This window comes from Pseudomonas sp. NPDC088429, assembly GCF_044753305.1.
Classification (GTDB): Bacteria; Pseudomonadota; Gammaproteobacteria; order Pseudomonadales; family Pseudomonadaceae; genus Aquipseudomonas; species Aquipseudomonas rustica.
Genome location: NZ_JBIVMX010000002.1, coordinates 111823 through 127277, shown reverse-complemented (window position 1 = coordinate 127277; position 15455 = coordinate 111823). Strand labels below are relative to the sequence as shown.

General features: G+C 56.6%; 9 protein-coding genes. 8 read left to right on the top strand and 1 reads right to left on the bottom strand.

Annotated features, from left to right (window positions below):
* Positions 1–30 precede the first annotated feature (30 nt).
* The 8 genes from ACIP66_RS02070 (at position 31) to ACIP66_RS02035 (ending at position 11681) form a co-directional block, all read left to right on the top strand.
* Entirely contained in the window at positions 31–1899 is a 1869-nt protein-coding gene (locus tag ACIP66_RS02070; protein WP_053120423.1) for an extracellular solute-binding protein, read from the top strand.
* Positions 1899–2960, top strand: a complete 1062-nt coding sequence (locus tag ACIP66_RS02065; RefSeq protein ID WP_053120425.1) for a microcin C ABC transporter permease YejB — start codon at positions 1899–1901, stop codon at positions 2958–2960. Before ACIP66_RS02070 ends, ACIP66_RS02065 begins: the two co-directional genes overlap by 1 nt.
* Positions 2960–3982: an ABC transporter permease gene (locus ACIP66_RS02060; protein ID WP_212550751.1), complete on the top strand. Its 1023-nt coding sequence runs from the start codon at positions 2960–2962 to the stop codon at positions 3980–3982. The genes ACIP66_RS02065 and ACIP66_RS02060 overlap by 1 nt, the downstream gene beginning before the upstream one ends.
* 14 nt (positions 3983–3996) lie before the next feature.
* A complete protein-coding gene (locus ACIP66_RS02055; protein ID WP_400644883.1) occupies positions 3997–5571 on the top strand; it encodes an ABC transporter ATP-binding protein in 1575 nt (524 codons plus the stop codon).
* Positions 5572–5706: 135 nt separating this feature from the next.
* The gene (locus ACIP66_RS02050; RefSeq protein WP_400644881.1) at positions 5707–7113 is read left to right on the top strand and encodes a sigma-54 interaction domain-containing protein; all 1407 of its coding nucleotides are present in this window, start codon (positions 5707–5709) and stop codon (positions 7111–7113) included.
* A 292-nt stretch (positions 7114–7405) separates the two neighbouring features.
* Positions 7406–8797, top strand: a complete 1392-nt coding sequence (locus ACIP66_RS02045; protein ID WP_053120493.1) for a GntP family permease — start codon at positions 7406–7408, stop codon at positions 8795–8797.
* Between the two features lie 7 nt (positions 8798–8804).
* Complete coding sequence (gene hbdH / locus ACIP66_RS02040; protein WP_400644877.1) at positions 8805–9578, top strand: 3-hydroxybutyrate dehydrogenase; 774 nt, start codon at positions 8805–8807, stop codon at positions 9576–9578.
* A 147-nt stretch (positions 9579–9725) separates the two neighbouring features.
* Positions 9726–11681, top strand: coding sequence for an acetoacetate--CoA ligase (locus ACIP66_RS02035; RefSeq protein WP_400644875.1), 1956 nt, complete (start codon positions 9726–9728; stop codon positions 11679–11681).
* Positions 11682–11731: 50 nt separating this feature from the next.
* On the opposite strand, the gene ACIP66_RS02030 is transcribed toward ACIP66_RS02035, so the two are convergent.
* Entirely contained in the window at positions 11732–15433 is a 3702-nt protein-coding gene (locus ACIP66_RS02030; RefSeq protein WP_400644872.1) for a hypothetical protein, read from the bottom strand.
* Positions 15434–15455: the final 22 nt, after the last annotated feature.

The following is a 15455-nucleotide window of genomic DNA, read 5'->3' as shown; positions in this document are numbered from 1 at the left end:
CTTATCGATCACCCGGCTCTAAGGCTGACAATGCGACTGGCTTTCCCCACATTGATGTTCACTGCCGTGACGCTGCTGTTGAGCGCCGTTGGTGTGAGCGCGGCACCGCAACATGCATTGACTGTTTATGGCGAACCGGCGAAATACCCCGCTGGTTTCAGCCACTTCGACTACGCCAATCCGCAGGCGCCCAAGGGCGGAACGATGCGCCGCTCGGCGATCGAGATCGGCCACTTCGACCATGTCCTTCCTTATATAGACAAAGGCATCGGCGTCACCCAGATCGACGGCATGCTCTATTCGCCGCTGGCGCAGCGCTCGATGGATGAGCCTTACACCGTCTACGGCCTCGTCGCGCAAAAAATCGAGCGCGCTGACGATGGGTTGTCCCTGCGCTTTTTCATCAATCCGAAAGCGCGTTTCGCCGACGGTACGCCGATCACCGCCGAGGACGTGCGCTACACCTACGATTTGTTGATGACCCAAGGCAGCCTGCGCTATCGCACGCAATTCGCCGACGTCAAAGGTGTCGAAATCGAAGCGCCGCTGACGGTACGCTTCGATTTCAAGAGCAATGAAAACCGCACTCTGCCACTGGATATCGCTACCCTGCCGGTGTTTCCCGAGCATTGGTGGAAGACCCGTGACTTCGCTGGCGGTGGCGGCTATGAAGCGCCATTGGGCAGCGGCCCGTATCGCGTCGGCAAGGTCGACTCCGGACGCAGTATCACTTTTGAACGCAATGCCAACTGGTGGGGCAAGGATCTGCCGGTCAGCCGCGGCTTGTACAACTTCGATCACTTCAGCATCGAGTATTTCGGCGACACCGACGTCGCCCGCCAGGTGCTGCGCGGTGGCGCTTATGACTATAACCGCGAGTTCTCGGCCACCGGTTACTCGATCGGTTACGACAGCCCGGCATTGAGTGACGGGCGCCTGCAAAAGGCTCATTTGGCCACTGAGGCGCCGCAATCCGCGCAAGGTTTTGTGTTCAACCTGCAAAAGCCGATGTTCCAGGATCGTCGTGTGCGTCAAGCACTGGCCATGCTCTGGGATTTCGAGTGGAGCAACCGGCAGATGATGCGCAACCTGTACATCCGCCAGCAAAGCTACTTTTCCAACACTGAGCTCGCGGCGTCAAAACTGCCCGATGCGCAGGAACTGCAGATCCTGGAGCCGCTGCGTGGCCAGGTGCCTGACGAAGTCTTCAATCAAGTGTTCGAGGCGCCGAAAACCGACGGCAGCGGGATGATCCGCGATAAACAGCTGCAAGCCTTGCAACTGCTAGAACAGGCTGGCTGGAAACCGGATGGCGATCAGTTGGTCAATGCCGAGGGCGAGCCACTAAGCTTCACGTTTCTGGTCAGCCAGAACGGCATGGATCGCTTGCTGCTGCCTTATAAACGCACGCTGAAACAAATCGGCATCGACCTCAACATCCGGCGCATCGATTCCTCGCAATACGTCAATCGCCTGATGAGCCGCGACTACGACATGATCGTCACAGGCTACCCGGTCAGCACCTCCCCCGGCGGCGAGCTGCTCAACTATTTCGGCTCGGCCTCGGCCAACGACCCCGGCGCCAACAATTACATGGTGCTGAAAAACCCGGCCGTCGATACGCTGATCAACGGCCTGATCCGCGCCTCGACACAATCCGACATGCTGCATTACGCCCACGCACTGGATCGGGTGCTGCAATGGAATTACTACTGGATTCCCAACTATTACCCGCCTGGCACCTCGACGGTCTGGTGGAACCGCTTCGGCATGCCGGCGGTGCAAGCGAGCAATGACGAAGCGATCGAGAGTTGGTGGGAAATCAGCAGCACACCGCTGACCAACCAACAGATGACGGCCGAGAAAATCGGACGTGGCAAACCCGGAGGGCCGCACTGATGTGGGGTTACATACTGCGGCGTCTGCTGCTGATCATTCCGACACTGGTGATCATTCTGCTGGTCAATTTCGTGATCATTCAGGCCGCGCCCGGTGGTCCGGTGGAACAGGCCATCGCTCACCTGCAAGGCATCGGCGGCGGCAATGTCGGTGGTGGTGCCAGTGAAGCCATTAGCAGTACATCGCGCGCCAGTCGCGGCCTCGACCCGCAACTGATCAAGGACATCGAAAAACAGTACGGCTTCGACAAACCCGCGCATGAACGGCTGTGGCTGATGCTGAAGAATTACGCGCAACTGGACTTCGGCAAGAGCTTCTTTCGCGGCGCCACGGTGACCGACCTCATCCTCGAAAAAATGCCGGTGACCATTTCCCTAGGGCTTTGGGCGACGCTCATCACCTATCTGGTATCGATTCCGCTGGGCATCCGCAAAGCCGTGCACCACGGCAGTCATTTCGATATCTGGAGCAGCACTGCAATCATCATTGGTTACGCGATGCCGGCGTTCCTCTTTGCGATGTTCCTGATCGTGGTGTTTGCCGGCGGCACTTCGCTGAACTGGTTCCCCGTGCGCGGTCTGGTCTCGGACAACTTCGAATCGCTGTCGACACTCGGCAAGATCACTGACTACTTCTGGCATCTTGTGTTGCCAGTGACGGCGCTGGTGATCGGCGGATTCGCCACGCTGACGATTCTGACCAAAAACTCGTTCCTCAACGAAATCACTCGCCAGTACGTGGTGACTGCCCGGGCCAAAGGCTTGAGCGAGCGACGCGTGCTCTATGGGCATGTGTTTCGTAACGCGATGCTGCTGGTGGTGTCAGGCATTCCTCAAGCGTTCATCAGCGTGTTCTTTGCCGGTTCGTTGTTGATCGAAGTGATCTTCTCCCTCGACGGTCTCGGGCGCATGAGCTACGAAGCGGCAGTCTCTCGTGACTATCCGGTGGTATTCGGTTCGCTGTTCATCTTCACCCTGTTTGGCCTCCTGATAAAACTGATTGGCGACCTCTGCTACACGCTGGTGGATCCGCGCATCGACTTCGCCGCGAGGAACGCCTGATGTTCAAGTTTTCGCCGTTGGGCCGTCGCCGCTTCGAGCGCTTCAAAAAAAACCGTCGCGGCTGGTGGTCGTTGTGGTTGTTTATCGGTCTGTTTGCGCTGACGTTGGGCGGCGAGTTGATCGCCAACGACAAACCGCTGATGGTCAGCTATCAGGGTGAATGGTACTTCCCGGTGTTCAAGCGTCACACCGAGCAGGAATTTGGCGGGCAACTACCGTTTCAGGCCGATTATCGTAGCGAGTATGTGCAGAATCTGATCCGCAAGGACGGTGGCTGGCTGCTATTCCCGCCGATTCCGTTCAGCGATGACACGCCCAATTACGACCTCAACAAACCGGCGCCGAGCCCACCGACAACGGTGAACTGGCTGGGCACCGACGATCAGGCGCGGGACGTACTGGCCCGAGTGATTTTCGGCGCCCGCGTGTCGATTCTTTTTGCGTTGATGCTGACGTTTGTCAGTGCGCTAATCGGCATTGCGGCCGGTGCGCTGCAAGGCTATTACGGCGGCTGGGTCGACTTGATCGGGCAACGCCTGCTGGAAGTCTGGTCGGGGTTGCCGGTGCTGTATCTGCTGATCATCCTCTCCGGTTTCGTCGAGCCGAATTTCTGGTGGCTGCTGGGGATCATGGCGCTGTTTTCCTGGTTGGCGCTGGTCGATGTAGTGCGCGCCGAGTTCCTGCGTGGGCGCAATCTGGAATACGTCAAAGCCGCGCGGGCCTTGGGGCTGACTGATCGCAAAGTGATTGTCCGGCACATCCTGCCCAACGCGATGAACGCCACGTTGAGTTATCTGCCGTTTATTCTGACCGGTGCAATTTCCACCCTCACCGCGCTGGATTTTCTCGGTTTTGGCATGCCTGCCGGCAGCGCTTCGCTGGGTGAACTGATCGGTCAGGGCAAACAGAATCTGCAGGCGCCATGGTTAGGGTTGACGGCGTTTTTCACCTTGGCACTGATTCTGTCGTTGCTGGTGTTTATCGGCGAAGCGTTGCGAGACGCCTTCGACCCACGCTCTTGAAGCAGAGATTGACGATGACTGACAACCTGATCGAAATCCGCGACCTCAGCGTCGCCTTCAATGACCAGACCGTGGTGCGCAACCTGTGTCTGGACATTCGCCCCGGCGAGTGTCTGGCGTTGGTCGGTGAGTCGGGCTCAGGCAAATCGGTGACCGCGCATTCGATCCTGCAATTGCTCCCCGAATGCGATGCCCGCACCACTGGCAGCATTCGCTATCGCGGCCAGGAACTGGTCGGCGCGGATCCCAAGGTCTTGCGCGAACTGCGCGGCAATCGGATTGCGATGATCTTCCAAGAGCCGATGACTTCGCTCAATCCACTGCACACCATCGAAAAACAGATCGGCGAAACCCTGTTGCTGCACCGTGGCCTCGGCGGCAAAGCGGCGCAGTCGCGCATTCTGGAATTGCTGCAACTGGTTGGCATCAAAAAGCCTGAAGAACGCCTCAAGGCTTATCCGCATCAATTATCTGGCGGGCAACGCCAGCGGGTGATGATCGCCATGGCGCTGGCGTGCGAACCAGAATTGCTGATCGCCGACGAACCGACGACAGCGCTGGACGTGACGGTGCAGCGCAAGATCCTGCTGCTGCTCAAATCCCTGCAACAACGCCTCGGCATGTCGCTGCTGCTGATCAGCCATGACCTCAATCTGGTGCGCAGCATCGCCCAGCGGGTTTGCGTGATGAAGGCCGGGGAAATTGTCGAGCAGGCGCCGTGCGAGATTTTGTTTACCGAACCGAAGCATCCGTACAGCTGCGTCTTGCTCAACGCCGAGCCCGAGGGCGAAGCGCTGCCCCGCGATGAGCGCGAGAACGTGCTGGAAGTCGAGGATCTTCGGGTCGATTTTGCCTTGGGCGGCGGTCTGTTTCAGCGCAAGCAGTATTTGCGCGCGGTGGACGGTATCAGCCTGACCATTCAGCGCGGCAAAACCCTGGGCATCGTCGGCGAGTCCGGTTCGGGCAAATCAACGCTGGGTCAGGCGATTCTGCGTTTGCTCGACTCCGAAGGCAGCATCCGTTTTCAGGGCGAAGCGCTCGACGGGCCCAACCAGAAACAACTGCGGCCATGGCGGCGGCAGATGCAGGTGGTGTTTCAGGATCCGTTTGGCAGCCTCAGCCCGCGCATGTCCGTGGCGCAGATCATCAGCGAAGGTCTGGAGGTGCATTGCGAATCCACCGCCGATGAATGCGATGCGCAAGTGATCCGTGTGCTAAAGGAAGTCGGTCTCGACCCGGAAAGCCGTCATCGTTACCCTCATGAGTTTTCCGGTGGTCAGCGTCAGCGTATTGCCATCGCGCGGGCGCTGGTGCTGAAACCGGCGCTGATTTTGCTGGATGAGCCCACCTCTGCGCTGGATCGAACCGTGCAGAAACAAGTGGTCGCCCTCCTTCGCGATTTACAGGAAAAGCACGGCTTGACCTATCTGTTCATCAGCCATGATCTGGCGGTGGTGCGCGCCTTGGCGCACGACATGATCGTGATCAAGGACGGCAAAGTGGTCGAGCGTGGCGCCAGTCATGATGTGTTTGATTCACCGCAGCATCCGTATACCAAAGAGCTGTTGGCGGCGGCGCATCCGGGGTAGGCGTTTTAGCTTAAAAAACCGCGTCGCGGCCATCGCGAGCAAGCTTTGCTCCTACAGACAACGCGAATTCTGTAGGAGCAAGGCTTGCCCGCGAAGAGGCCAGCACAGAAAACCAGAACATCCAGGATCCACCCCATGAACACCACCGAAAGCCTCAAGGACTACCAACGCGTGCGCACGCTGGCGATCCGCTCGTTGTTCGAGATCATCGAGCAGTCCAGCGAAGGCACGGTGATCGTCGATCGTGATGCCAATATCGTCTGGATGAATGAGCGTTACGCGCGCCGATTTGGCCTCGACTCCGCTGAAGGCGCCATCGGCAAGCCCTGCGAAAGCGTGATCCCCGGCAGCCTGCTGCGTGAAGTGGTGCGCACCGGGCGGCCGATCCTGCTCGACATGCAAGACACGCCAAAAGAACCGTTGGTGGTGATGCGCCTGCCGATCCATGACGACGCCGGCACCGTCATAGGCGCCATCGGTTTCGCCCTGTTCGACGAGTTGCGCACGCTATCGCCGATGCTCAAGCGCTACCTGAGCATGCAGGAAGAATTGGCCTCGACCCGTTCACTGCTGCGCGCACGACAGACCAAATACAACTTCGCCCACTTCATCGGTACCAGCGCCGCCAGCCTTGAAGTCAAACGCCGCGCCCGACGCAGCGCCAGTGCCGAGTCGCCGGTGTTGCTGCTCGGTGAAACCGGTACCGGCAAAGAGCTGTTGGCGCAGGCCATTCACAGTGCTTCGCCGCGTGCGCACAAGGCGTTCGTCAGCATCAACAGCGCGGCGATTCCTGAAGCGCTGCTGGAAGCGGAATTCTTCGGCACAGCGCCGGGCGCGTTCACCGGCGCCGACCGCAAGGGCCGCACCGGCAAATTGCAAATCGCCCAGGGCGGCACGTTGTTTCTTGACGAGATCGGCGACATGCCGCTGCCGCTGCAAAGCAAACTGCTGCGGGTTTTGCAGGAAAAGGAATTTGAACCGGTAGGCTCGAACGAGGTGATTCAGAGTGATGTGCGGGTGATAGCTGCCACTTCGACCGATTTGCAAGCGGCGATCAAACGCGGCGAGTTCCGTGCCGATTTGTATTACCGCCTCAATGTCCTGCCGATTCAGGTGCCGCCGTTGCGTGAGCGTCTTGATGATTTGCCGGCGCTCAGTGAGGCGATTCTGGAGGAGTTGCGCAGTCAGCATGAGCTGCACCGCGATGCGCTGGATCTGCTTGGGCAGCATGCCTGGCCGGGGAATATTCGCGAGTTGCGCAACGTGCTCGAGCGCGCGGCGTTGCTCAGTGATGACTTGATGCTGACGGAGAGTGACATTCGTGCGGCGATCGGGCCGCTGAGCCCGGTTGAGCGTGCGTCGGCGCCCACACTTGAAGCGCCAAGTGAGGAGACATTCGCTCAAGCGCGGGAGCGGTTTGACCGGCAACTGATTGAGGCTGCACTCGCGCAATGTGCGGGGAAAGTACCGGAAGCGGCGGCTCGGCTCGGGCTTGGGCGATCAACGTTGTATAAGAAAATGGTGGCACTAGGAGTTGCTTAGTCTCTCAATAGAGACACCGTCTCTTTTTTTGGATTCGTTATTTTAAGATCAAAAAGATCGCAGCCTTCGGCAGCTCCTACAGTAGAAGATGGGTTTTCTCTGTAGGAGCTGCCGAAGGCTGCGATCTTTTTCGATCTAGAGTTCTCAATATCGAGACTGATAATCTGCAAAATTCAAAACAACTTAGATTTAATCCATATATTTCAAAGACTTAGTTATCTGGCACGCATCTAGCTATACCCTCTCCCACACCGCACCACCCACAAAAATAACAACTCCGGAGAGACACACCATGAGTGTGATCATTGCCTTGGCAGCCCTCGCGCTGCTGATGCTCGCCGCTTACCGTGGCTACAGCGTTATCCTTTTTGCCCCGATCGCCGCGCTCGGCGCCGTCCTCCTCACCGACCCGTCCGCCGTCGCCCCTGCGTTCACCGGGGTGTTCATGGAGAAAATGGTCGGGTTCATCAAACTCTACTTTCCTGTATTTCTGCTCGGCGCTGTGTTCGGCAAGCTGATCGAACTGTCCGGTTTCTCACGTTCGATCGTCGCCGCCGCGATCAAGCTCCTCGGCACCAAACAGGCAATGCTGGTCATCGTACTGGTCTGCGCCCTGCTCACTTACGGCGGCGTGTCGCTGTTCGTGGTGGTGTTTGCCGTTTACCCGTTTGCGGCGGAGATGTTCCGCCAGAGCAATATTCCCAAACGGCTGATTCCGGCGACCATCGCCCTCGGCGCGTTTTCCTTCACCATGGACGCCCTGCCTGGCACCCCGCAAATTCAGAACATCATCCCCAGCACCTTCTTCAACACCACCGCGTGGGCCGCGCCCTGGCTGGGTCTGATCGGTACGATTTTCGTGTTCTGCGCCGGCATGCTGTTTCTGCAACGTCAGCGCAACAAGGCGCAACGGGCTGGCGAAGGTTACGGCACCGAACTGCGTAACGAACCGGAGACTGCTGAAGATCTGAAGCTGCCTAATCCGTGGATCGCGCTGTCGCCGCTGCTCGCGGTGGGCATCATGAACCTGCTGTTCACCCAGTGGATTCCGCAGTGGTACGGCAAAACCCACAGCCTCGCGTTGCCGGGGATGGCCACGCCGGTCACCACCGAAATCGCCAAATTGACGGCGATCTGGGCGGTTCAGGCCGCATTGCTGGTTGGCATTCTGATGGTGCTCGCCTTCGGCTTTAAAGCGATTCGCAGCAAACTTGCCGAAGGCAGCAAAAGTGCGGTCAGCGGTGCGTTACTGGCGGCGATGAACACTGCTTCGGAATACGGCTTTGGTGCCGTGATCGCGTCCCTGCCTGGTTTTCTGGTGCTGGCAGACTGGCTCAAAGGCATTCCCAATCCGCTGGTCAATGAAGCGATTACCGTGACCCTGCTGGCCGGTATCACCGGCTCTGCTTCCGGCGGCATGAGCATTGCGTTGGCGGCCATGTCCGAGCAATTTATCGCAGCGGCGCATGCGGCGAATATTCCGCTGGAAGTGCTGCACCGCGTGGCCGCGATGGCGAGTGGCGGCATGGACACGCTGCCGCACAACGGCGCGGTGATCACGCTGCTCGCGGTCACCGGCCTGACCCACCGTGAAGCCTATAAAGACATTTTCTGTATTACGCTGATCAAGACCCTGGCGGTTTTCGTAGTGATCGGCACTTTCTACGCCACTGGCATTGTGTGAGGTATTCATGACCACTCTTACGGGCAAAACCGCACTGGTTACCGGTTCCACCAGCGGCATCGGGCTGGGCATCGCGCTGAGCCTGGCCAAGGCCGGCGCCAATCTGATTCTCAACGGCTTCGGTGATGCTTCCGCCGTGATTGCCGAAGTCGGCCAGTTCGGCGGCAAGGTCGGCCATCACCCCGCCGATGTCAGCGACCCGACGCAGATCGCCGACATGATCGCCTACGCCGAGCGCGAGTTCGGTGGCGTGGACATTCTGGTCAACAATGCCGGCATCCAGCATGTCGCGCCGGTAGAAGAGTTTCCGGTGGAGCGCTGGGATTCGATTATTGCGATCAATCTGTCGTCGGTATTTCACAGCACTCGCCTGAGTTTGCCGGGCATGCGCACCAAGGGTTGGGGCCGGATCATCAACATTGCATCCGTGCACGGCCAGGTCGGCTCGACGGGCAAAGCGGCGTATGTTGCGGCCAAGCATGGCGTGATTGGTTTGACCAAAGTGGTCGGCCTGGAAACCGCGACCAGTAACGTCACCTGCAACGCGATCTGCCCGGGCTGGGTGTTGACGCCGCTGGTGCAGAAGCAGATCGATGATCGCGCGGCCAAGGGTGTTGAACCGCAGCAAGCACAGCACGATTTGCTGGCCGAAAAGCAACCGTCGCTGGAGTTTGTGACGCCGCAGCATCTGGGTGAGTTGGTGCTGTTTTTGTGCAGTGAGGCAGGCAGCCAAGTACGTGGGGCGGCATGGAATATTGATGGTGGCTGGCTAGCGCAGTGACCCTGCAGGAGTGAGCCTGCTCGCGATGGCAGTGTCTCAGTCGACAAATGTGTGACTGCGATTGAGCCATCGCGAGCAGGCTCACTCCTACAGTTAGCGGTCTATTACCTGAACATCGTTTGCGAACACCAAAACAAGAGGCAATCCATGTCCGACATCCTCTGGCAACCCGACGCTACCCGTATTGCCCAATCGCGGATGGACACCTTCCGCCGCTCGATCAATCAGCGTCATGGCTTGCACCTCGACAGCTACGCCGACCTGCACCAATGGAGCGTCGAGCAGCGCGCAGAATTCTGGCAAGCCATCGTTGATTTCTTCGATATCCGCTTCCATACGCAACCTGATGCGGTGCTGCGTGAAGGCACAAAAATGCCCGCCGCGGAATGGTTTCCGGGCGCCACATTGAATTTCGCCGAGCACCTGCTGCGCCGTCGCGACGATGCCGTCGCCGTTGTTGCGGTGGCTGAAAATGGCCAGCGTGAACAACTGACCTGGGCCGAACTGGCGCAACAGGTCGCCGGATTTCAAGCCAGCCTGCAAGCCGCCGGGGTCGTCAGCGGCGATCGTGTTGCCGCGTGTATGCCCAACACCTGGCAGACGCTGGTGGCGATGTTGGCCACCACCAGTCTCGGTGCCATCTGGTCGTGCTCGTCGCCCGATTTCGGCACCCACGGCGTGATTGATCGTTTTGGGCAGATTGAACCGAAAGTATTGATCAGCTGCGCGGGCTACCGATATGCCGGTAAAGAAATCGACCAGACCACCAAGCTCAATGAAATTCTCGAACAGTTGCCGACGTTGCAACAGTTGATTGTCGTACCGTACGCGCGACCACATACCCGCGCCGAGGATTACCACACCCAGGCAAACGTCACGCTATGGGATGACTTTTACGTGACTGGCGGCGAGCCGTTCTTTATACCGGTGCCTTTCGCCCATCCGCTCTACGTGTTGTATTCCAGCGGCACCACCGGTGTGCCGAAATGCATCATCCACGGTACCGGCGGCGTTTTGCTGCAACACGTTAAAGAACATGGCCTGCATGTCGATCTAGGTTCCGGCGACCGGTTGTTCTATTACACGACCTGCGGCTGGATGATGTGGAACTGGCTGGTGTCTGCACTGGCCGTCGGTAGCGCGGTGGTGTTGTACGACGGCTCACCGTTTCAGCCCGACAACGAACGCTTGCTGGATCTGATCGACGATGAGCGCATCAGCGTGTTCGGCACCAGCCCGAAATTTCTTGCCACGCTGGAAAGCGGCGGCGTCAAACCCCGCGAAAGTCACGACTTGAGCAGCCTGAAAACGCTGCTGTGTACCGGCTCGGCGTTGGCGCCGCGCAGTTACGACTTCGTCTACCGCGACGTCAAAGCCGATGTGTGCCTGAGTTCGATGTCCGGTGGCACCGACATCGTTTCATGCTTCGTCAACGGCAATCCGATGTCACCGGTGCGCCGTGGCGAAATGATGGGCAAAAGTCTGGGGATGGCGGTCGAGGTGTGGAATGACGATGGCCAAGCGGTCATCGGTGAGAAAGGTGAGCTGGTGTGTACCCGCCATTTCCCGGCGATGCCCATTGGTCTGTGGAATGATGCGAATGGCGAAAAGCTCCGGCAATCGTATTTTGAGCTGTTTCCCGGCGTGTGGGCACAGGGCGATTACGCCGAAGAACTGGCCCATGGCGCGATGCTGATTCACGGCCGCTCCGACGCCGTGCTCAATCCTGGCGGCGTGCGTATCGGCACGGCCGAGATCTACCGTCAGGTGGAGAAAGTCGCGCAAATACTCGACAGCGTGGTCATCGGCCAGCAATGGCAGGACGATGTTCGCGTGGTGTTGTTTGTCCGGTTGCAAGATGGCGTTGCCCTTGATGAGGCATTACAACGGCAGATCCGCGAAGTCATTCGTGGCAACACTACGCCTCGGCATGTGCCGGCAAAAATCATCGCCGTCACCGACATTCCGCGCACCATCAGCGGCAAGATTGTCGAGTTGGCTGTGCGGAACGTCGTGCACGGCCGACCGGTGAAAAATACTGACGCTCTGGCCAATCCCGAAGCCCTTGCGCAGTTTCGCAATTGCCCTGAATTGGCCGAGTGACATTCGACAGATCAATCTTCCACCGCTGTACTGCAGCGGCTTGGGTTGATTCAATCGATGTTCAGGTTTATCAGCACTGGGGTATCAATAGCCCGACCTTCGTATTTGCCAATCACCTCAACCATGAGGTGAATATTATCTTTGGCCTGCGCTTCATGGGTGACGAGTTGACTGAGCAGTGCAGCCGCCACGGCATAGGAGTCAGCGTTGGACGCGGCGCGCTGTTTATCAAAGTAAGTACTCGAATCGAGGCTTTTTATCAGGAAACCCTTGGCGAGATTCAGCAAGGGGGCGACATCGACTGTTTGCTGATTCGAAGCGCCCGTCAATGCCCAAGCGGCATCGGGCATGGTCAGTTCTGTTTTGAACATTTCGTGTATCAGATCATCGGCTACTTCGCCGAAACGTGACTTGGCCGAAGTGAATCGCTCGACCAGATTCTGTGTATCGACCGTGAAGAACGCTTGAGTCCTTGGACGATCAGCGCTCTTCCACTTTCGATAATCATCGCGACTCAACTCAATGATGCTTCTGCCGGTGGCGTCGTTTTTCAAAATGAAGTTCTCAACTATCGTAACGCCGAAATTCAGTTTGGCAGCTTGCAGTACAACCTCCATTTTCTCTCGTGTTGATCCTGAGCCGCCTATTAACAGGTTGATCGTCAGTTCGGTTTCCCGATTGAAATAAGGTATCGCCAATGCCCTGAGCGCATGGTCAACCTTGCGATTGGCTACCGGCAAACTTCGCTGAATGATCTGCCGGGAAAAACCTTTAGGTAGCGACCTGCGCAGTTTGGGTAGTGCGCGTACTTGTGTTACCGCAAAATCAGCCAAACGCTTGCCCCAGGCTCTACCGGACTGATTGATGGCGTACCAACCACCATTCTGGCGAACGGCACAGACGCTCAATGTATGCGAGCCACCTTCAATCGGACGCCAAGTCCCCACATGAAAATCGGCCCTGCGGGAAGCCTGGATCAAGTCCACAGAACGGGCTTTGCCTGTTAATCGGCGCATTTGAAAGGTTGCACCTTCGATCAATTTCAGCCCTGGCGTTCCGAGACGCTGTACTCCCTTGAGCGCAAATCTCATGCCTTTGTATGCCGCCGTGGGCAGACCATCGATAGGGTTGAAGACCGAGATCGTCAATTTCATCGCAAGCCGAGCAAGCCTGGCAATTTTTAAACTTAGAGGTACAACTTTAGTACCGATGTGCACCGCTTTTCCCGGTACCCCCATTAAAACCGCGACAATCCCGACGAGATCAAGCGCGCACCCCCACAGCCCCTCTTCCAGTCTGTCTTTATCACCCGACCTGATATCTTCTATACACTTTTTAAACGGAATGGCTAAGTCAATAATGTACGCCAGCGCTTTCTCGCTTTTATCGCGCATTTGCTCGCGTTCAGTAAGCTCGGTTGCTGCGATGCCAATCTCGGTAATACTGGCAATCGGATGGTGGCGGGTGAGAAACTCTGCAATCTCATGAATATGCGGATTGATGAAGCATTGAAAGTTACTGGCTTTTGTCTTGCCTGGATTAACGGGCGCCGCAAGCACACCCAGCTTATCAAGAATAGTGTCAACGTAAGGTTTGGCCACGGGAGCCGTGCCCTTTGTATAGCAATCTAAATCGATCGGGTTCTTGTAGAAACCGGCGGCGGGCAAGTAAGCTTTCAAGTCTCCCTTGAAATCAATTCGAGATGGGATATTCATCAACCCACTGCGCAATATCAGCGATCCCAACTCCTTATTAAGGCGACATGTCCCCTTCAAATAATACATTTCATAGCAAAGTAATTCGCCATCACCAAAAGGCGCGCACATGACGACGGCGTATCTACCTGTCGCCTCATCTCTTTTGATCTGCTTCTCCATCCACTTGGGCTTGCTGACGTTACCACCAATCAGGCCGTTACTTTTTTCAAATATCTTTTCGCTGACAGATACTCGCACTGTAAAAAAAGTAATCTCGCTCGCCTCAAAAACGCCACGATGTTCTATGGGAATTTTTGATACGGCGAGTTTTATATTACCGATCATCGCCTTGCGAAGATTGCTCTCATACTCAATAACGGCGCGTTCAAACACAGGCTGATTGGGCTCCAGCCATTTCAAGTCTGGATAGGTGTCGTATAGGCTGCCGGCTTCGCGCCATTCCCATTCCCTGCCGGTCAACTCGCCCTCGATATGCAGATCGAGTATTGACATTTTGTAGGACGAGGAAAACTTATCCGTTTCGTGACGCAGTACTTTATGGTCCAGAAAGTAACAACCGGGCGCGGCTTTTTCCAAAGCGGCCAACGCGAGCTTGCGTCGACTCGGCAAGGATGTGGAGAACGTTCTGGCAGTGTGAGTCAGTGCTTCCATGAAATCTTCGTAAGCGGTTAAAGCGCGTTGCTGCGCTTCTTCGGGAAATTCTTCCAGTTCCTCAACGCTGATAACCTCATTGATCAAAGCCCAGTCGAATATCGAATCCATCGCAGCGATGCCCTGCAACTGGCCGAATTGCAGACTGATTGCGTCCATGTCCGAGAACATCATCACTTGCTCATAGGTCATGAACCGCGACGCGCCCTTGCAGTTGAGTTCTATCAGTGCGACGGCCTGAACAAATGTCAGCCAGTTAATCGAACCTACCGTCAGATCACGTGGCAGAAACTTCACCACAAAGCCAGGAGCTATAAAACCGAGCAGTAGATGGGCGGCTAACGGGCTCAGATCTTGAGAAACCCGACCACTCTTGATGAGGTAATTTTCGAAACCTTCGCGTACAAGCTCCATTGGCTGATCAGCAGCGATCGCGGGTGCATAAAGATTGTGGGTGCCGACGTGATTGCGCCGTTCGTGGCCGCCAATCAGAGGATCCAGATCAACGAGAATGGCCGTGACGAGCATCTGAGCCAAATCGGCGTCATGAACTGTTTCGCCGTCATCCGAACCGTACCAGCCCAACGCATCTATGTATTGCTGTGCGAGTTTTTTCGAGAACGGCTGGTTCAACACACACGTAAGGACTTCGTTCGCACTGTCCTCATTAATGTGCATAGGGGGATTAGGTCGGCCATTACGATACAAGGTTTCCAGTACGCCGAGGCCGTCCGGCAACAAATGCGCTGTCAGTGCGCGAATGTCTGCGTACTGCTGAGTCGTCAGCACTACTGAATTCTCATCATCCCCGGTAATAGGCTCCCAATAGTTGCCTAGCCCATCAGCCTCGGGCCACTTCCACTTCAAGAAGAATAAAAGTTTTTTTACCTGCGCCACATTCTCCGGAAGGACGTGGCCATGAAATCTGATCCAATGCTCAAAACCAACCCTACCATTGAAACTGGCCTCACCGCCTATCGCTTCAATTATTTCAACAAGAGCGTCCAGTGCCTCTGAAAAGGTCGACGTCTTGTCGTAATAATCCTTTAGATTAAAATCATCCGCACCGATGATACCTATCAAGTCGCCTTTGCCATCCACTTTCACTCGATCAAACAACGTAGGAGTAGAAAACAAAGACTGAAACTCAACCGAGTAAATGATCTCGGTTAACATCTTGCTGACTGGCGAGTGCACGTACTCGAGTGACGACCCTGCTTCTAACCAGAACGTCAGTTTTTTGAGATTTACAGAATCATTTTCACTTCGCCCCTCAATGACACTCATCAGTTCGGCCGCCAACTTACTGCGTTCTCTCTCATCAGCCCTCACTGACAATAAAAAATCCTCGGCGACGCCGTCCTTGCCAACTCTAATTTCCATACAAACTTCCAATCACAGATAT

What these genes read in the sequence shown, in the direction of transcription:
- hbdH (WP_400644877.1), top strand. Translation starts at nt 8,805, where the DNA reads ATGACCACTCTTACGGGCAAAACCGCACTGGTTACCGGTTCCACCAGC.
- ACIP66_RS02045 (WP_053120493.1), top strand. Translation starts at nt 7,406, where the DNA reads ATGAGTGTGATCATTGCCTTGGCAGCCCTCGCGCTGCTGATGCTCGCC.
- ACIP66_RS02035 (WP_400644875.1), top strand. Translation starts at nt 9,726, where the DNA reads ATGTCCGACATCCTCTGGCAACCCGACGCTACCCGTATTGCCCAATCG.
- ACIP66_RS02070 (WP_053120423.1), top strand. Translation starts at nt 31, where the DNA reads ATGCGACTGGCTTTCCCCACATTGATGTTCACTGCCGTGACGCTGCTG.
- ACIP66_RS02055 (WP_400644883.1), top strand. Translation starts at nt 3,997, where the DNA reads ATGACTGACAACCTGATCGAAATCCGCGACCTCAGCGTCGCCTTCAAT.
- ACIP66_RS02050 (WP_400644881.1), top strand. Translation starts at nt 5,707, where the DNA reads ATGAACACCACCGAAAGCCTCAAGGACTACCAACGCGTGCGCACGCTG.
- ACIP66_RS02030 (WP_400644872.1), bottom strand. Translation starts at nt 15,433, where the DNA reads ATGGAAATTAGAGTTGGCAAGGACGGCGTCGCCGAGGATTTTTTATTG.
- ACIP66_RS02060 (WP_212550751.1), top strand. Translation starts at nt 2,960, where the DNA reads ATGTTCAAGTTTTCGCCGTTGGGCCGTCGCCGCTTCGAGCGCTTCAAA.
- ACIP66_RS02065 (WP_053120425.1), top strand. Translation starts at nt 1,899, where the DNA reads ATGTGGGGTTACATACTGCGGCGTCTGCTGCTGATCATTCCGACACTG.